The 19,120-nt window shown below is 35.6% G+C and carries 15 protein-coding genes; 4 read left to right on the top strand and 11 right to left on the bottom strand.

Going from position 1 to position 19,120, the window contains the following annotated elements:
* Window positions 1–33: 33 nt before the first annotated feature.
* From CD118_RS11895 to CD118_RS02510, 3 genes are all read right to left on the bottom strand, one after another.
* Window positions 34–135: a type I toxin-antitoxin system Fst family toxin gene (locus CD118_RS11895; protein WP_142380855.1), complete on the bottom strand. Its 102-nt coding sequence runs from the start codon at window positions 133–135 to the stop codon at window positions 34–36.
* Between the two features lie 179 nt (window positions 136–314).
* Window positions 315–1,577 carry a Y-family DNA polymerase gene (locus CD118_RS02515; RefSeq protein WP_103356194.1) on the bottom strand — a complete coding sequence of 421 codons (1,263 nt, stop codon included), beginning with the start codon at window positions 1,575–1,577 and terminating at the stop codon, window positions 315–317.
* Between the two features lie 167 nt (window positions 1,578–1,744).
* A complete protein-coding gene (locus CD118_RS02510) occupies window positions 1,745–2,152 on the bottom strand; it encodes a sporulation protein (protein ID WP_060829949.1) in 408 nt (135 codons plus the stop codon).
* A gap of 110 nt (window positions 2,153–2,262) precedes the next feature.
* Here CD118_RS02510 and CD118_RS02505 point away from each other — a divergent pair, with 110 nt between their 5' ends.
* Window positions 2,263–2,448, top strand: a complete 186-nt coding sequence (locus tag CD118_RS02505; protein WP_016425025.1) for a 2-hydroxymuconate tautomerase — start codon at window positions 2,263–2,265, stop codon at window positions 2,446–2,448.
* A 47-nt stretch (window positions 2,449–2,495) separates the two neighbouring features.
* On the opposite strand, the gene CD118_RS02500 is transcribed toward CD118_RS02505, so the two are convergent.
* Entirely contained in the window at window positions 2,496–3,467 is a 972-nt protein-coding gene (locus CD118_RS02500) for an LCP family protein (RefSeq protein ID WP_060829950.1), read from the bottom strand.
* A gap of 135 nt (window positions 3,468–3,602) precedes the next feature.
* Between CD118_RS02500 and msrA the strand changes: the two genes are divergently transcribed.
* Window positions 3,603–4,121, top strand: coding sequence for a peptide-methionine (S)-S-oxide reductase MsrA (gene msrA / locus CD118_RS02495; protein WP_060829951.1), 519 nt, complete (start codon window positions 3,603–3,605; stop codon window positions 4,119–4,121).
* 127 nt (window positions 4,122–4,248) lie between these two features.
* Here msrA and mprF read toward each other — a convergent pair whose 3' ends face one another.
* From mprF to parE, 7 genes are all read right to left on the bottom strand, one after another.
* A complete protein-coding gene (gene mprF / locus CD118_RS02490) occupies window positions 4,249–6,771 on the bottom strand; it encodes a bifunctional lysylphosphatidylglycerol flippase/synthetase MprF (RefSeq protein WP_060829952.1) in 2,523 nt (840 codons plus the stop codon).
* Window positions 6,772–6,856: 85 nt separating this feature from the next.
* Complete coding sequence (locus CD118_RS02485) at window positions 6,857–8,062, bottom strand: AI-2E family transporter (RefSeq protein WP_060829953.1); 1,206 nt, start codon at window positions 8,060–8,062, stop codon at window positions 6,857–6,859.
* Between the two features lie 411 nt (window positions 8,063–8,473).
* Complete coding sequence (ptsG, locus tag CD118_RS02480) at window positions 8,474–10,510, bottom strand: glucose-specific PTS transporter subunit IIBC (RefSeq protein WP_050331035.1); 2,037 nt, start codon at window positions 10,508–10,510, stop codon at window positions 8,474–8,476.
* 128 nt (window positions 10,511–10,638) lie between these two features.
* Complete coding sequence (gene glcT / locus CD118_RS02475; protein WP_060829954.1) at window positions 10,639–11,490, bottom strand: glucose PTS transporter transcription antiterminator GlcT; 852 nt, start codon at window positions 11,488–11,490, stop codon at window positions 10,639–10,641.
* Between the two features lie 204 nt (window positions 11,491–11,694).
* Window positions 11,695–13,158 (bottom strand): glutamine transporter AlsT, encoded by a 1,464-nt coding sequence (alsT, locus tag CD118_RS02470; RefSeq protein ID WP_050345659.1) that lies wholly within the window; start codon window positions 13,156–13,158, stop codon window positions 11,695–11,697.
* Between the two features lie 106 nt (window positions 13,159–13,264).
* Window positions 13,265–15,676 (bottom strand): DNA topoisomerase IV subunit A, encoded by a 2,412-nt coding sequence (parC, locus tag CD118_RS02465; protein ID WP_103356193.1) that lies wholly within the window; start codon window positions 15,674–15,676, stop codon window positions 13,265–13,267.
* On the bottom strand, window positions 15,676–17,673 hold the full coding sequence (gene parE, locus CD118_RS02460) for a DNA topoisomerase IV subunit B (protein WP_050331040.1): 1,998 nt from the start codon (window positions 17,671–17,673) through the stop codon (window positions 15,676–15,678). The genes parC and parE overlap by 1 nt, the downstream gene beginning before the upstream one ends.
* Window positions 17,674–17,964: 291 nt before the next feature.
* Between parE and plsY the strand changes: the two genes are divergently transcribed.
* A complete protein-coding gene (gene plsY / locus CD118_RS02450) occupies window positions 17,965–18,546 on the top strand; it encodes a glycerol-3-phosphate 1-O-acyltransferase PlsY (protein WP_016425015.1) in 582 nt (193 codons plus the stop codon).
* 81 nt (window positions 18,547–18,627) lie between these two features.
* Window positions 18,628–18,933, top strand: a complete 306-nt coding sequence (locus CD118_RS02445; protein ID WP_016425014.1) for a HesB/YadR/YfhF family protein — start codon at window positions 18,628–18,630, stop codon at window positions 18,931–18,933.
* Window positions 18,934–19,120: the final 187 nt, after the last annotated feature.

Raw genomic sequence — 19,120 nt, 5'->3', positions numbered from 1 at the left:
GGGGATTTTTTCGGCGCTAGCTTATCATATCGCCTATTTTTTCTTATTGTTGCGTACACGTAGCCAATGTGCAAATAACGCAACAATACAACCACTGACAACCGTGGTTGTGATGTGAACAAGAACTTCGGTCATTCATATGCACCTCCTCTCTGCGTCGTCATTGACGCCTGAGAGATAGGCGACTTTTTAATTATACCATCTTGATTTTTACAATCCTAGCTTGCTTCTTATCCATCCATAAAATAACAATAAACACTGATATCGCAATAATACAGCCACATCCATACATCATTGATACTTTAATCACACAGTTACATTTTATGCCCTGCCATTAAGCCTAATCTTCCATACTTAGTCCCCGCTTCAGTATAGGATATCGCTTTTGAAACGATGCCTTTACCATATTTCTCTTGTAAATGATCAATCGTTTTCGCCAATTTTTCTTGACGTAGCCTTTGGAATTCATCCGCAAACAAATCTAACTGTCTTTCACTTTCAGGCGACATTTTCGTCAACGCCACACTCAAGGTCCGATATAATTCATTTTGGTCACAATACGTTTCAGCCAAACGCGCAACAACGTTATAAATATCTTGCTCTAAGTTGGTACCGACTTGTAACGTATATTGTTTAGAGATACCACCTCCATCTTTATAACCAAATGAAAAATGAATTGTCTTTGCGAGTTGTTGACGTTCTCGCAAGCGCCGTGCCACATCTTCAATGAGCTCTTGCATAACAACCTTTGCTTCTTGAAATGTATAATCACGCATCAAAATTTGGCTTTTACAAATAGAAGGGTTCATAATTTGATACGTTTCATTCATACGACTTTGATCAATCCCATTCGCATGTAAATGAAGGTCCACACCTATAATCCCAAAGTCTCTTTTTAAGTAAACGTATGGATACTGTGCTAATTGTCCAATTTTAAAGATGCCTCGCGCATTCAATTTTTTCTCCGTTTGTTTACTAATCCCCCAAAAAGAGGTCAAAGGAGAAATCTCCCATACTTTATTTGGCACATCTTCATAACGCCATTCAGCAATATAGCGCGGATTATTTTTAGCTTCATTATCCAATGCGAGCTTACTGAGTAACATATTAGAACCGACACCAATCGCACACTGTACTTTAGTTTCTTCATATATTTCTTTAATTAAACGCTCACAAAATGAATGTAAAGTCGTATTAAAACGATAATAACTCTTCGTCACATCCATAAAAAACTCATCAATACTGTACTGATGAAAATCTTCTGGTGGCACATAACGTAACGCGATTTTAGAAATCTTTAGTGATATATCTAAATACTTACGCATACTTGGATTAATAATATAAATATCGTTGCGATGCGGAATTTCAAATAGACGTGAACCTGTTTGAATGCCTAACTTTTTAAGGGGCTGCGTTGCTGCAAGCACAACCGATCCTTGTCTTTTCGTATCTGCAACCACTGCTAACTTTGTCGTTAAAGGATCTAATCCTTTTTCAATACACGACACGCTCGCAAAAAAACTTTTTTGGTCTATACACAAAATATCCCTGTTTTCTAATAAATGATAATCATACATCTCCATTCACCCTTACCTATCTGAAGTTATATTTCTATCATACACGAACATATGTTCTTAAATCAATACAAATAGTACATACGTTCTAAATAAAGCGTTAAAAAGCGATGTTGCGCCTTTAATCAGAGGCAACATCGCTCAATTGAATCCTTACTGCTTATGAATGATTAACGTCGGTAAGGAATGACAGCTTCCATCTCTTCATCCAAACCGTACTCAATATAAACATGAGTATGCAAATAAATATGGCTTTTAAGTGATTTAAACGTTAATGACTCCGGTTTAAAACTAAAGTCTATTTTTTTATCTTCACCTACATCGATAGTAAATGCTTCATCAATCACAAAGCGGTCTAGTTCATGCGTTAAGTATGAAAAGTCACTCGTTTCATCATCATTCGGATATTTTTCAATCATCGTCAATACAATATGTGTCACTTTTTGATCGCTTTGCCCCGCTTTGAGATGCACACACCCCGAAATTGTATCCGAAAGATCATATTCTCGCTGATTTAAACGAATAAATACTTTCATACCATTGATACCTAAAGAAGTTAATACATTATCAAAACCCATAAAAACCCTCCATGTCTCTTGTTGTTAACCTTATCATAGCCAAAAATGATTCAATCGCGCAACCGATATCAAAAATGCTATAATGAAATAAAAATTGAGGAGGTCTTATCATGCCGATTGTTACAGTTAAATTATTAGAAGGTCGCACGGATGAACAGCTTAAAAATTTAGTAACTGAAGTGACAGATGCCGTAGAGAGAACAACAAATGCGAAGAGAGAAGCAATTTCTGTTATCATTGAAGAAATGAAAAAAGAACACTTTGGCGTTGCTGGTGTACGTAAATCAGACCAATAATACTAAAACCCCTTGTTTTCAATCAAACAGGGGGTTTTAACATCATTTTAATCATTCAAAAATGCTTGAATTCGTTTTTTATTTTCAGCTTTATCTATACCTAAAGCAGAGCCACCATCATTCGTCGTAATATTTTCATAGCTTCCTTTAACAGGAACACTTAACGTCTTAATATCTTTATCACCACGGACAATAAAACTGAAGCCTGTTTGATAGATTGCTGAATCTGGCATGTTCGTACCGACATAACCACGCATAATACCCGCTAATTTAGGCGCCTTCATAATAGATGAAGGTTGTACGAGTTGTTGTTTCAATGCCGACATCACTTGTTGTTGACGACGTACACGTCCAAAATCCCCTTCCGGATCATTACGAAAACGTGCATAACCTAGTAACTCTTTCCCGTTTAGGCGATGATAGCCTTTTTTCAATGATACACCAATTTTGGCAGACATATCTTTTTCAACGTGAATTGGCACACCTTTAGGCTCAAGTTCGTCAATCATCGCTTCAAAACCATTAAAGTCTAGTGTTGCATAATACTCCGGCTCAATACCTAAGTTTGATTTTAACGTCTTGCGCAGTAGTTCAGGTCCACCTAATGAATAAGCCGCATTAATTTTATAGCTGTTATAGCCTGGAATATCCGCATAAATGTCACGCATGACAGACACAATCTTCATATCTTTTTTAATATAGTCGTATTGCGCAACCATAATCGAATCGGTACGAGACACACCGCCGTCTTCACGGTCCGCACCTAAAATTAGTACAGTGGCTTTCCCATCATTTTTAATGGCACCATTAAATTTGTGTATTTTCGGTGCTTGATTATGTTTTTTAGCCACTTCAAGACCTGACTTATAACTAGAAACACAATACATCACAAAGGCAAAAAGCAGAATGATAAACGCCAAGATAAACAAAGGCCATTTCGGTATCTTTCTCTTTTTCTTACGCTTTAAAGTTTTCTCAGAAGCATTCGAGGTACTACGGTTTAAATTGTTTTCATTCATCTTATCAACCTTATATCTTCAAAATTATGTATCTATGTACTATAATAAATACATATTAACGTTATATAAATTTATTTTAAAAATCAAGTGAAAACTATAAAGTCATACCAAGTTCTTATATGGAAGGGTGTTTAAATGAATATCAATACAGCATATTTTGCAGGTGGCTGCTTTTGGTGTATGACCAAGCCATTTGACCAAAACGAGGGCATTGAGCAAGTCACATCAGGTTATATGGGAGGCCACGTTGATCAACCGACGTATCAACAAGTGAAATCAGGAGAAACAGGTCACTATGAAACAGTCAAAATTGAGTATGATGTCGCACTCTTTTCATACCAAAAGCTGTTAGAAATCTTTTTCTCAGTGATTGACCCGACTGATGACGGTGGACAATTCCAAGATAGAGGTTCGCAGTATCGCACTGCTATTTTTTATACAAACGAAGACCAAAAAGAAGTCGCTGAAGCTTATATTGCTTCACTCGAAGGCACTTTTGACCACGATAAAGCAATCGCCACTAAAGTTCTGCCTGCTTCCAAATTTTATGAAGCTGAAGCATACCACCAAGATTTCTATAAAAAAGACCCCGAACGTTTTGAACAGCAAGAAAGAGAACGTGAAGCTTACGCGCAATCACATCAAATTAAGTAAACATAAGCATACCATTGCTAATTTGAATAAAGGTTTTTTATATCCGACTCATCATATATTGGTTTAAAACTAAAAACACCGACAAAGTACTTATGACTTTGTCGGCGTTTTTAGTTTTCAATTACAATTATTTTTTACGTCGGATCACTCTTGTCACTTTAATGAGACTCTCCCAAACACTTTGGCCACGATGATACACTAGAAAGCGTGACTCCCAATCTGGATTGAACTTACTTTTATATTGACGTAAACCTTGGAAACTATACAAACCATTAAAATGTTCATAAAAGCGACCGGCAAATTTCTCTCTAATATGCCCATAAGGCACTTGTCCAACGTTGGATAATGTCGCCATCCCCATATTAAAACGTGAATAGCCTTCTGATTGTGCCCATAAAATCATATTTAAATATAACGCATCCATGAAAGGTAAGCCTAATGATTTATCCCAACGAATCAAATCGACGGAAATGGTGTCTGCACCTTCAACAGGCATCAATGTACAAAAGGCATCAATACGACCTGCTTCATTTTTCAACACCCCAACAGGTGCTGCGTTAATATAGGCAGGCGTGAATCGACCTACTGAAAAGTAAAACTCTGATTGCTGACCTAGCCACTCTCGACTAATTTGATGCAATCGATCATACGTTTCATCGTCTAACGGCGTCTCTAAAATTTCAAATTGATAACCTAATGATTCGAGTTTATTTAATGTCGCTCTAAAACCACGCCGTTTTTTACCTGCAACTGTAAAGTCTGTCGCGTTGATTAACGCCTCTTCACCCAATTTGAAGAATTGGTTACCAAAGTCATGATAAAGCGTCAAATAATCTTCAGACACTTGATAAAAAATAACGTCTCCACCTAAATATGTGGCATACTCATAAAACTCCGTCAGCAACGAACGGAAATCTGATTCTAAACCTACAGGATCACCTAAAATGATATAGGCACTTCGGTCATAACGATACATAACGAAAGCCGTTTGTTGTTCATTAACAAATACAAGCTTATCGCCACTATATAATAAATGGCTTAATAAATGCCCACCATATTGTTTCAAAATTTGACTGGCCACTTCTTTATCATGATGTTCTCGAGGACGACGATAATTCCATTCGAAAAGATAAATAATGACAACAACAATTAATGTCATACCAATGACAGACAACCAAAAAGTTGAACGTAATAAGAAAAAGTCAATTTTAGGCGGTTGTATTTCGATTAAGTATAAAAATTGCTTCACTAATAGCTGATTGAAATAAAGGACAATCGCACTAATGACTAAAATAATCGTTAATTTTTGAATACGGAGCGGTCGTTTAAGTACACGTGCTTTACGATAAGCAAAGATCAACGCTGCAAGTATTAAAGCAATAACGAGTAATAATAACGTCGCACCGTAGACGTAAAAATTAGATAATAATAAGATTACGAGTGCTACAATCGCAAACAATATCGATCGCTTACTTCTAGCAATAATCCCACGTAAATTCAACAGTAAAATCAAACTTGCACTGACATTTAAAATATACAATAAAATAAACAGTGTATGATGCTTCGTATTTAAAGCATCGAATATAATGGAGAAGTTACTAAAGAATAAAATCGAACTCATCATTAATACTAGAATACTCAACGCAAGCGATGGCACTAACGCAACAAAGTCTTTTTGGAAAGACATTAAAAAGCCTGAGACCTCTTTTGCTGGTAAAAAGTATTTTGATTCAGAAACATATTTTTTCGCAACTGAACCAAATTCAAAAACAGTTAACACAAGTGCAATTAATAATGGGAAGAAGTAATATGCAAAACGATATAAAAGTAACCCTAATACAACTTTTTCTTCCGCAATACCTAAATGTTGTAGACCTAACAGAACAATTAAATCAAATGCACCGAAACCACCCGGTATGAATGAAATAAGCCCTGAAATCGCCGCAACAATAAAGACACTGAGAATCACTGGATAAGAGACGTGCACACCTACAAGTTGGAATGCACAGAACAGAACGATACTTGCTAATAACCATTCTGAGCTAGACACAAGTGTAAAGATAGAACCTAACCAACGTGCCGCACGATCAATAGGCCAAATCCATGAAATAATGATAAATACAGGTAATAAAAAAGCGATAACGTATAAAAAGACGGTAAACCAAATCGATGTCCGATATAAAAAACTAACGTCTAACACATGTGTCACGATTAATAGTGACAAAAAACTTAAACCTGTTAGCATCGACGTCAACATATAAGAGACAAATTGGACGAGTTTTTTACGCTCATTTGTATAACTTCCATAAAACCACATACGAACACTAGCGCCAATAAAACCACCGAATCCAATAATATTATTAAACGCATTGATAATATAGCCAACGCGCAACGCTTTAAAAGGAGAAAGATCTAATTTAAAACGACTAGTCAAAATCACGTCATAAAGTGATAACAAAATGACGGAACTTCCCCCTAATAAGAAGAGAATAATCATTTCCATTGGGCTAATATGATTGAATAATAGGAAGACTTTCTTAAAATCAATAGCCGCAAGTTCTTTGACTAAAATCACTGTAATCGTTGTGATTAAAAAAATGATAAATGCAATTTTAAGATATTTAAGCAAGTGATGTTTTTGTTTTATCATGCAAACTGTTCCTTTCTCTAAGTGTGAATCCATGTCTTAGAAAAAGAGATTGAGACACTTTATGATTGCTCAATCCCTCTACCTTTTATTGTTCTTTATTATATTCTTCCTCAGGCATCTCGTATCCACCTGCATCATCAGCGTAATATTTGTTATAACGACGCTTGAATAATAAGAAGATGTGAGAAACTAAAACTTTGATAATCGCATAGGTTGGAATACCTAAAATGACTCCTACAATTCCTAAAAGATTACCTGCAGATAAAAGGACAAAGATAATCGTTAACGGATGAATTTTAAGTGTTTTCCCCATAATATTTGGCGAAATAAAATGACCTTCTATAAATTGAACTGCAGTCCAGACAACAATCAATTTTACCAACATAAACGGAGAGGTAATAATAGAAATAATAATCGCTGGTGAAATCGCAATCGTTGGTCCTAAGTAAGGAACAACACTTGTTACTGCGGCTATACTTGCCAAAATCAAAGCATAATCTAAGCCGATAATGGAGTAACCGATAAATAATAAAATCCCTATACAGAAAGAGACAATAATTTGTCCTTGTATGTAAGATCCTACTTGTTCACTCATTTTATCTAATAAATCATGCACATCTTTACGAAACTTTGGTGGGACAATTCTGTTAGAAAATTCTTTAAAGCGATGTCCATCTTTTAACATGAAAAATAAAACAAAAGGAACTGTCACAATGACAACTGTGATATTCACAACGGTTTCAGCAAAAACACGTATTTTTGAACTTAAACCATCCGCTAAGCTTGGGATTTTTTCTTGTAAACCATGCAGTGTTTTTTCAATTTGCGAATAATAATCAGACAAAAATGGAATGTGCATCATATTATCGGCAAAAGAACTAAGTTTACTAATGTACTTTGGAAAATTATGCATTAAGCGTTCAAATTGAATCGTGACAAGTGGTATTAATAAATTAACAACAATAGTAATAATACCCACGATACCTAGAAATAATATTGTAATTCCCCATAACCGATTAATATTATAACGTTCCATCAAATTGATAATCGGATTAAACAAATAGTATAGGATGAGCGCAATAATAATGGGCGCCGCTATAGTATTAAAAATAATGATGAAGGGTTGGAAAATATAAGATACACGATCAAATATAAAAATAACAACCCCGATTAAAATAAATACCAATAATGCAAAAATTAAGTCTTTGCCACCGAAAAATTTCATAAAGCGACTTTCATGTATGTTCAAATTTCGATGTTCTAATTGATCTTTTTGTTGCTGTTCGGTCATAGATTTCACCAAGCCTTTTAGAAATTAGTTATAGTTTATCGCTTTTCCACAAAAATTTAAACTTAAATCTATAATAACAAACTAACATACGAATTTGTCGCAATGATGTGTAAACATGTCTTTAAATTTAATTTTACCCAAACGATGCCCTTAATACGCCCCATTATACCATTAATATTGCCAATACTCCTCAGACCTTAAGCCGAAAAATTCAAATAATAGGAAATGATTTTCTGTTGAACGATGTTTTCCATAGAAAAATAAATCACATGGATAACATAAAAAAGCTCTAAGATGATTATAATCAAATACCATCTTAGAGCGATTTCTACTTAACGCATCTGTTAATATGCAATTTCGAGTAATGACATCAAGTCAAATGCAACTTAATCCTTATACCAAACTTATCTGTTAAATTTCAAAAATTTTGTCACCATGTTGCACCGTTTGCGCATCTGTAAAATTAAGATGTTTAATTTCAGATTGCGTTACAATGATTGGCGTAATATCGCTTTTCGCTGATTTTCTAATCAATTCTAAATCAACAGTCATTAAATGATCGCCTGCTTTAATTTCTTGTCCTTCTTCAACATGAACAGTAAAGCCTTCACCATTTAACTTCACCGTATCTAAACCAACATGAATGAGTATTTCTAAACCATTGTCTGAAACGAGGCCTAGTGCGTGTTTAGTTGGGAATACGAGTTGAATTTTACCATCAAATGGTGCATAAATTTCACCTTCACTTGGACGAATCGCAATACCTTCACCCATCATTTTCTCACTAAAGACTTGGTCAGGCACTTCAGAAAGTGGCACAATTTCACCACTCATTGGTGCGGATACAAGACCAGAATGAGTCACTTCAAGATCAGATTGTGAACCATCCACAACAACTGCTTCATCACTATCATCCAGTGTCACAGGATCTCTGACCACTTTACCGTCCATAATTTGTTGCATTTCATGTTTAATTTGATCTGATTTTGGACCAAATATCGCTTGCATATTATTACCGACTTCGAGTACACCTGATGCACCTAAATCTTTCAAACGTGCGACGTCTACTTTAGACTTATCATTCACTTCTACACGTAGTCGTGTGATACATGCATCTAAATGCTTGATGTTGTCTTTATCACCCATTGCTTCTAAAACTTCATAAGGTAAATCACTTGTTGATGTTGTCGTTGCTTTCGTTTGTTTATCTTCACGTCCAGGTGTTTTGTAATTGAACTTGACGATAAGGAAGCGGAACACAAAGTAGTAAATCACCGCATACACTAAGCCGACTGGTATAACAAGCCACCATTTCGTTTGATTTGGTAAAATACCTAATAATAAGAAATCAATAAATCCACCAGAGAATGTATAACCTAAATGTAAGTCAAGTAAGTATAAAATTAAAAAGCTGAAACCGTCTAATACAGCATGAATAAAGAATAATAAAGGTGCCACGAATAAGAATGAAAATTCAAGTGGTTCTGTAATACCTGTTAAAAATGATGTTAAAGCAGCAGAGCCCATTAAACCTGCTACAACTTTTTTGTTCTCCGGTTTAGCTGTATGATAAATCGCTAACGCAGCTGCCGGTAAACCGAACATCATAACTGGGAACTCACCTTGCATAAACTTACCTGCTGTTAAGTTCGCACCTTCACGGATTTGTTCAATAAAGATACGTTGGTCACCACGGAAAATTTGACCTGCACCGTTTGTATATGACCCGAATTCAAACCAGAATGGTGCATGGAAAATATGGTGTAAACCAAATGGTATTAGTAGTCGTTTAATAAATCCAAATAAGAATACCGCTAAGCCTGTATTTGAGTCTAATAGCCCTTCACTAAAAGCATTTAATCCAGTTTGAATAATAGGCCAAATTAATGCCATTGGAAATGCTAATAAAAATGATGTTGTCGCCATCATAATAGGTACAAAACGTTTACCTGCAAAGAATCCTAAGTATGATGGTAGCGAAATATTATAAAACTTGTTGTAACACCAAGCCGCAAGCGCACCGATGATGATACCACCAAAAACCCCTGTTTGTAGCGTCGGAATACCGAGTACACTTGCATATCCTTTTGCAGTGTCGCTAACATTATCAGGTGTAACACCTAAAAATTCACCCATCGTTTTGTTTAAAATAATAAAACCTACAAATGCGGCAATGGCAGCTACACCATCTCCACCTGCTAAACCAATGGCCACACCCATCGCGAAAATGATAGGCAAGTTATCAAAGATAATACTCCCCGCCGCAGCCATCATCTCAGCTACATTTTGAACACCATGGTTCTGAATAAAAGGTAAATAAGATTGTAACTGATCACCTTGTAATGCCGCACCAAATGCAAGGAGAAGCCCTGCAGCTGGTAAAATCGCAACCGGTAACATTAACGCTTTACCAATACGTTGCAATTGTCCAAACAATTTTTTTCTCACTACATAAACCTCCCTATATTTATGATACATCACACTTCAAACGACATAAAAAAAGGCATGAGTCAACGACATGTGAAAGCTGTTCACAATGTTTAAACTCATGCCTAATCTAACTTAGTAACACGTTTTTATGCTTGTTTTTTTGACGCGAGCGACAGCTGATGAATATGCATTGTTAAGTATGCCACTTCAGCTTCATAGACGCGAACATCAATTTGTGATTGAATCATTTTAACTATTTTAACAGCTATATTGTAACATAACGGGTATTGTGCCTTCAATAGATTTTCAAAATTCAATTCAATGGTTGTGCCTTCACCTTTTTTCAACCGTTGCAACAAGAAATGGATATGTCTTACAAAACGTTGATATGGAATAGATGCTTCTGGAATTTCAATCCCCATATCATGTTCAATCATTCGAATAGCATTATTAATTAATTTCGGAACGGTTTGCATTTCTCCAAACTCAACATCATTGATCTGCGAAGCGATATGAAGTGCAATAAAACCAACTTCATCTTCCGGAAAATCAATATTCAGTTGCAAGTTGATTCGCGTCACCACTTTTTTCGCAATTTGATAGGCTTCAGGATAACTATATTTTGTCTCGCTTAAAAATGGATTAGTAATTAATTGCCCATTTTCCATGCGCTTTAATGCAAAAATCAAATGATCTGTTAATGAAACAACAAAAGATTCTTCATGACTCAAATCAAAATGCGTCATAATCATTTGAACAGAGTCAATGACAACACGCAACACTCGTTCATCAGTGTGGGCAATTAACATTTTATAATGATCTTGTTCAGATTTACTTTCTAATTTGAAAACTTTCTCAATCGTTTCTTGATCCCGAATCGTCATGCCTGGCTTTTTATTAAACCCCAATCCTTTTCCGATGATAATCACTTCAGATTGTTGATGTTGGCAAATAAGTACATTATTATTGAGGACTTTTTTAATTGTATATTGATTCACTGTCTTCACCTCTTACATCCAATTCAAATCATACCGCTTATTACCGAAGATGGAAAGCACAAAATTATGGCTTATTCACAAAAAGATACGTTTAAATGATTAATACGATACCATTTTAAATAGCGTCTTCGCTTTTATCTACACCACACTAAAAATTTTGATAATAAAGGGCTGTAGACATTCATGCCTCAGCCCTTATTGAAACTAATCGTGTTTTTTATTTTTATGAATTTCGTTACCCCAACATTCAATACCAAATAAATTAATTTCTAATTCTTCTGGTCTGAAAATCGGGCGTTTCCCTGCTTTTCGTTGCTTCTGATAATCTTTCATCACTGCAAAAGCAATATTAGAAAGCCCAATGATCGCCACGATATTAACGATTGCCATTAATCCCATAAAGACGTCTGCAGTATTCCAAACCGTCTCAGTTTTAACGACTGCACCAACAAATACAAGTAAAACAACAAAACAACGAAATACAAAAAGTACCATTTTATTTGTCGATAAAAATTCGATATTGGATTGACCATAATAGTAGTTACCAATTACAGATGAAAAAGCAAATAATGTAATCGCTACTGTAAGGAAAATTCCACCGGCACTACCTAAATGCTCGTTCAATGCTGATTGTGTCACAGCCACACCTTGTGGTTGACCTTCACCGAACCTCAAACCTGTATATAACAAAATCATAATCGCTGTTGCAGTACAAACTAAAATCGTATCAAAAAATACACCGAGTGATTGAATTAATCCTTGCTTAACCGGATGTGAGACTGCGGCTGTTGCTGCAGCATTTGGTGCTGAACCCATACCTGCCTCATTTGAAAACAGGCCACGTTTAACACCCTGTAATACTGCAAATCCGACAGCACCACCCGCTGCTTGATCAATACCAAAAGCACTTTTAATAATCGTTGAAATCATCGGCAAGATTTGATCAAAGTTTAATAATAAAATAATTAATACCATGAAAATATAAATAATTGCCATAATCGGAACGATAAATGATGATAATGTTGCAATACTACGCACACCACCAAAAATAACAATCGCAGTAATGACTGCTAAAATTATCCCTGTAATCACAGGACTTACGTTGTATTGCGTATTTAACGATTCAGCAATTGTATTGGATTGCACTGTATTAAAAACAAATGCAAATGTAATTGTAATTAATATCGCAAACAAAACACCTAACCAACGTTGATTGAGTCCTTTAGTAATATAATATGCAGGGCCTCCACGGAAACCGCCTTCTTTATCTGGCACTTTATATACTTGTGCTAAAGTGGCTTCAATAAATGCACTCGCTGCACCTATGATTGCTATAATCCACATCCAAAAAACTGCACCAGGGCCACCTAATACGATTGCAGTTGCAACACCAGCGATATTACCCGTTCCCACTCGAGAACCCGCACTGATTGCAAAAGCCTGGAATGGTGAAATACCTTTTTCACCACTGTCTAAAGTTTCCGATTTTTCAGTTAAAGCTCTAAACATTTCTGGAATCCATCTGATTTGAACAAACTTAGAACTAATTGAGAAAAATAAACCTGCTGTTAAAAGTAAACCAATTAAATACTGAGACCAAATCAAATCATTCCCGACATGTATAAAAGCCTTAAACCACCCCGGAATTAAACTATCAAAATCTCTCACACAAATCCCTCTTTACTTTTTAATTTCAAAATGTAAACAATCAAGTTAAAACAACTAGTCCCATTTTATCATCAAAGTATAACAGTGACTATAAATTTTTTAGTGCTTATTCAACAAATAGATTCTCTATCTCGCCAAATACTGTGGTATCGACAACGAAGCTACCGTTTGTATATTGCTCTGATAAATGAATGTCTTTAATTTCGCCTTCAAAAGTATCATTTTGAGAAATAAGTTTGTAGCGACTTTGATCAGGTTGACATACGCGCGCTGACACAATACGATGCGGCTGTTTTTTTAATTCTTTCAACAGTGTAATCCCACGTTGTGCACGTTTCGCTTGTTGTAAGACTTTGAAAGCGATACGCTTGAGTGAACCGCGCTGAGTTGCAATTAAAATTGTGTCTTGTGGTGAAACGGTATTAACCATTACAACATGGTCATCATTTTTTAAATTAATTCCTTTAACACCTGCAGCACGTAAGCCCGTATCAGGTAATTCTTCAAGTGCATATGTGAGTGACATCCCTTTGAAAGTTAAAAATGTCAACAATTGCGAAGGTATCTTCGTTGACACATGCATGACTGAAATCAATTCATCGCCATCTTTAATTTTAGCTGCTACGAGTGGTTTATTCGTGCGTGTTGATTTAAAACCAGAGAGCAAGCTTTTTTTAATCATACCTTGACGTGTCGCTGTAATGATGGCACTTTGATCATCGAACTCAGAAACAACATAGCAGTCAATAACTCGCTCATCCTCATCAATCGGCACAATCTGAGAAACATGTTGTCCTAAATCTTTCCATTTGATATCTGCAATTTTATGAACAGGAATGAACAAGTAACGCCCTTTATTTGTAAAAACAAGCGCATTGTCTTGCGTATTGACTTCTAAAATTTTAAGTACACCATCTTGCTCTTTCAATCCGATTTCATCTTTACCACTTGCATTGAAACTACGTAATGATGTTCTTTTAATGTAGCCTTCTTGCGTCATACTCAACATGACAGTTTCACTCGGTACAATGACTTCTTTGTCGATTTTGATTTCTGCTATTTTTTCTTCAATCACTGAGAGACGTGGTGATTTAAATTGCTTTTTAATCGCTGTAAGTTCTTCCTTAATGACATTTAACAATGCATCATGGTGATCCAGAATGTGGCGTAACGCATCAATTTTTTCTTTTAACTCTGCATGTTCTTCTTGAAGTGCCACAATGTCCGTATTTGTAAGGCGATATAATTGCAACATCACAATCGCTTCAGCTTGAGCTTCTGTAAAATCGTATTTTTCAACTAAATTATCTTTAGCATCACGCTTATTTTTTGAATTTCTAATTAACGCAATCACTTCATCTAAAATCGATAAAGCTTTCATTAGTCCTTCTACAATATGCATTCTCTCTTCCGTATGTTTCAAATCATAACGTGTACGTCGACTCACGACTTCGATTTGATGGTTTAAATAACTATCGATAATCGATTTAATACCCATTAATTGTGGACGTCCTTCGCGTATGGCAACCATATTGAAATTATATGCAACCTGTAAGTCCGTATTTTTAAATAAAAAGTTTAACACTGAAGTCGCATTGACATCTTTTTTAAGTTCGATTGCAATTCGAAGACCGCTTCGATCCGTTTCGTCACGTACTTCAACGATGCCGTCGACTTTTTTATCAGCACGAAGCTCATCTATTTTTTTAACGAGACTGCTTTTATTCACTTCATAAGGAATTTCGGTAACAACAATTTGATGACGTCCATTTCTCAACGTTTCAGTTTCAGTCTTCGCACGGACTACAACCTTGCCTTTACCTGTCTCATAAGCTTTTTTAATACCGTCAATCCCTTGTACTATACCACCAGTAGGAAAATCAGGGCCTTTAATATGTTTCATTAACTGATTCACTGTAATATTAGGATGATCGATATACTTTAACGTCGCTGTAATCACTTCTGCTAAATTATGTGGTGGAATATCTGTGGCATAACCTGCAGAAATACCTGTTGAGCCGTTGACCAATAGATTTGGAAAACGTGCCGGTAATACCATAGGCTCCATTTCAGTATCATCATAGTTCGGAACAAAATCCACTGTATCTTTATGAATATCACGCAAGATTTGTTCAGAAAGCTGACTCAATTTCGCTTCAGTATAACGCATCGCTGCAGGCGGGTCATTATCAATACTACCGTTATTCCCATGCATCTCAACTAATACATGGCGTAATTTCCAGTCTTGGCTCAAACGTACCATAGCATCATACACAGAGCTATCGCCGTGTGGATGTAATTGACCTATCACATCACCGACTGTTTTAGCACTTTTTCGAAAATGTTTGTCATACGTATTGCCGTTAGAATACATCGAATAAAGGATACGTCGCTGTACTGGTTTTAATCCGTCACGTACATCAGGTAAAGCACGCTCTTGAATAATGTATTTACTATAACGACCGAATCGATCTCCAATAACATCCTCTAAAGGTAAATTTTGGATGATTTCACTCATTATGCATCCTCCTCTTCAACTGTCTGGTCTGACAAAACTTGAATCTCATCATTTTCTAAAATGCTTTGATCTTCCTGCATTCCAAATTGAACATGACGTTCAATCCAATCTCTACGTGGCGCAACTTTATCACCCATTAATGTTGAAACACGTTTAGATGAACGCACCTCATCATCAATTTGAACACGAATCAACGTTCTTGTCTCTGGATTCATCGTTGTTTCCCACAACTGGTCTGGATTCATCTCACCTAAACCTTTATAACGCTGTAAAATAAAACCTTTACCCATCTCTTGTTGTAATTTTTCTAGCTCTTCATCTGTCCATGCATATGAGACCTGTTTATTTTTACCTTTACCTTTTTCCAACTTATAAAGCGGTGGTAACGCAATATACACACGTCCTGCTGCTACAAGCGGTCGCATATACTTAAAGAAAAATGTCAGGAGCAGTACTTGTATGTGGGCACCATCCGTATCCGCATCAGTCATAATAATGACGCGGTTATAATTACTATCTTCTAAACTAAAATCATTACCGACGCCAGCACCAATTGTATGGATGATCGTATTGATTTCTTCGTTTTTAAAGATGTCTTCTAACTTGGCTTTTTCTGTATTAATAACTTTACCTCGCAAAGGTAAAATAGCTTGAAATTTACGATCACGTCCAAGTTTAGCAGAGCCCCCTGCAGAATCTCCTTCGACAAGATAAAGTTCATTTTTCTCAGTGTTTTTACTCTGTGCTGGCGTTAACTTACCAGACAATAATGTATCTTTACGTTTATTCTTTTTACCTGTTCTCGCTTCTTCTCTCGCTTTACGTGCTGCTTCTCTTGCTTGTTGTGCCTTAATCGCTTTTTTAACTAACGATTTTGACAATTGTCCTTTTTCTTCTAAGTAATATGGTAACTTTTCAGAAACGACAGCATCAACCGCACTTCTTGCTTCGGGCGTACCTAACTTTGATTTTGTCTGTCCTTCAAATTGCAATAAATGCTCAGGTATTCGTACAGAAATAATCGCAGTTAAGCCTTCACGAATATCATTACCTTCCAAATTTTTATCTTTTGCTTTTAAATCACCAATACGTCGCGCATAATCATTAAACACACGTGTCATAGCTGTTTTAAAGCCCACCTCGTGTGTACCACCATCTTTCGTACGGACGTTGTTAACAAAGCTCATAATACTTTCAGAATATTGATCGTTGTATTGAAAAGAGACATCCACTTCAATTTCATTAGCTGTTCCTTGAAATAAAGCCACATCATGTAAGACTTCTTTGCCTTCATTCACATAGCTTACAAAAGCTTTAATCCCTTCTTCATAATGATAAATTTCGCTGCGTTCTTTTCCTTTACGTTGATCATCCAATGTAATCTTTAATCCTTGTAATAAAAAGGCAGATTCTTGCAAACGTTCACTTAACGTATCAAAATTAAAGCTCGTAGCATTTTTAAAGATTTCAGAATCCGGTTTGAATGTCACTTTTGTTCCTGTCTTTTTCGTTGTGCCTTTTTGAACTAATTTTGTCTGCGGCACACCTCCATGGGCGAAGTGTTGCTCAAAAATTTTTCCGTCACGATGAATTTCAACGCTGAGCGATTCACTTAACGCATTCACAACTGACGCCCCTACACCATGCAAGCCACCAGATGTTTTATAACCACCTTGTCCAAATTTCCCGCCGGCATGGAGCACTGTGAATATCACTTCGACAGTAGGCTTGCCAGAACGATGTGTTCCTGTTGGCATGCCACGTCCATTATCGGCTACAGTAATACTTTCATCTGCATTGATTGTGACGTTAATTTCGTCACCATAACCATTTAAAATTTCATCAACAGAGTTATCAACGACTTCATATACTAAATGGTGTAAACCACGTTTATCTGTAGATCCTATATACATCCCCGGTCTTTTTCTTACAGCTTCAAGTCCTTCAAGTACTTGAATTGCATCATCCGAGTAATTATTAACTTTCTTTGCAGACACTCAATTCCCCTCCTACAAACATACGTTCGTTCATCAAACTATACAATAGCTATTCTTATATAAAATCATTGAAAATGCAAGCGCGAATCTATATCATGACTAAAATAAATATTATTTTTATCAATCCTGTCATCTATTTAGAAATTAGGGAATATGTCAAAAAAACAATGGTTTATTGCCATTTTTTTAGTCCGACTTTTGATTAAATGTACAGAAACGACTATAAAAATACATGACTCTTTGTGAAATTATGTTAAAATAAGAGCAGGTACTAAAAGGATGTGAATACTTATGGTGATAGCCCTACTATTCATTGCAAGTTATTTAATTGGTTCTATTCCAAGTGGTTATTTAATTGGGAAGATTTTCTTTAAAAAAGATATTAGGGAATATGGGAGCGGCAATACAGGTGCAACAAACAGTTTCCGTGTACTAGGTAAACCAGCTGGGTTTGCTGTCACATTTTTTGATATATTTAAAGGGTTCATCGTTGTATTCCTTCCAGCATTATTCAATGTGGAAATACACGGTTTACTCGTAGGAATTTTTGCAATTATCGGTCATGTTTACCCTATCTACTTGAAATTCAGAGGGGGAAAAGCAGTAGCGACAAGTGCCGGTGTCCTACTCGCTGTTAATCCGATTTTACTATTAATACTTGCTTTGATTTTCTTTATCATTTTAAAATTAACAAAATATGTTTCATTATCAAGTATCATTGCAGCAATTTGCTGTGTGATCGGCTCATTTTTCATTAGTGATTATGTATTATTAATAACGAGCATCGCTGTTTCAGTTTTACTCATTTATCGACATAGTAGTAATATTAAACGCATTATTAAAGGCACTGAACCTAAAATCAAATGGATGTAATACTTAAAATTTGAATTTAGTTTAAAACCCATTAAAATAAGGTAAACAAATCATATCCTTATACTGGGAGGAGAATTCAACATGAAAATAGAATTTACGAATGATGCCATTACTTGGTTTAAAGATGAACTTGACTTACCAGAAGACGGAAAAGTGTTACGGTTCTTTGTTCGCTATGGTGGAGAGTTCCAATTAAAACAAGGATTTAGCCCAGCTTTTAATGTAGATTACACACGTGATATAGATGAAATTGGATACGAAGAAAAGTTTGATGGCATACATGTCATCGTAGCAGAAAAAGATGTCTGGTATTTTGAAGATCATCATATAAAAGTAGATATTAAAAATGATGATGTACTCTATGAAGCTGAACTTATTGAATCATAATTGAATTAACAAAAAAATCGAGGTGGAATCGTAATTTCCTAACCTCGATTTTTTTGATGATTACGTTGAAACAATTTCTATGACGAAATAATTAAGACAACAATAATCATTGCTATAAATTTTAACAACCTTATTTGACACATAATATGCTAATGCACAAACGAGATGATAAAAACAAATTGATGTT

The organism is Staphylococcus coagulans (genome assembly GCF_002901995.1).
Classification (GTDB): Bacteria; Bacillota; Bacilli; order Staphylococcales; family Staphylococcaceae; genus Staphylococcus; species Staphylococcus coagulans.
Note: the sequence above shows the minus strand (reverse complement) of the source record. Positions and strands in the feature narration are given on the sequence as shown.

Excerpts from the sequence above, each read along its gene's own strand:
- CD118_RS11895 (WP_142380855.1), bottom strand. The coding sequence starts at position 135 with ATGACCGAAGTTCTTGTTCACATCACAACCACGGTTGTCAGTGGTTGT.
- CD118_RS02515 (WP_103356194.1), bottom strand. The coding sequence starts at position 1,577 with ATGTATGATTATCATTTATTAGAAAACAGGGATATTTTGTGTATAGAC.
- CD118_RS02510 (WP_060829949.1), bottom strand. The coding sequence starts at position 2,152 with ATGGGTTTTGATAATGTATTAACTTCTTTAGGTATCAATGGTATGAAA.
- CD118_RS02505 (WP_016425025.1), top strand. The coding sequence starts at position 2,263 with ATGCCGATTGTTACAGTTAAATTATTAGAAGGTCGCACGGATGAACAG.
- CD118_RS02500 (WP_060829950.1), bottom strand. The coding sequence starts at position 3,467 with ATGAATGAAAACAATTTAAACCGTAGTACCTCGAATGCTTCTGAGAAA.
- msrA (WP_060829951.1), top strand. The coding sequence starts at position 3,603 with ATGAATATCAATACAGCATATTTTGCAGGTGGCTGCTTTTGGTGTATG.
- mprF (WP_060829952.1), bottom strand. The coding sequence starts at position 6,771 with ATGATAAAACAAAAACATCACTTGCTTAAATATCTTAAAATTGCATTT.
- CD118_RS02485 (WP_060829953.1), bottom strand. The coding sequence starts at position 8,062 with ATGACCGAACAGCAACAAAAAGATCAATTAGAACATCGAAATTTGAAC.
- parC (WP_103356193.1), bottom strand. The coding sequence starts at position 15,676 with ATGAGTGAAATCATCCAAAATTTACCTTTAGAGGATGTTATTGGAGAT.
- plsY (WP_016425015.1), top strand. The coding sequence starts at position 17,965 with ATGGTGATAGCCCTACTATTCATTGCAAGTTATTTAATTGGTTCTATT.
- CD118_RS02445 (WP_016425014.1), top strand. The coding sequence starts at position 18,628 with ATGAAAATAGAATTTACGAATGATGCCATTACTTGGTTTAAAGATGAA.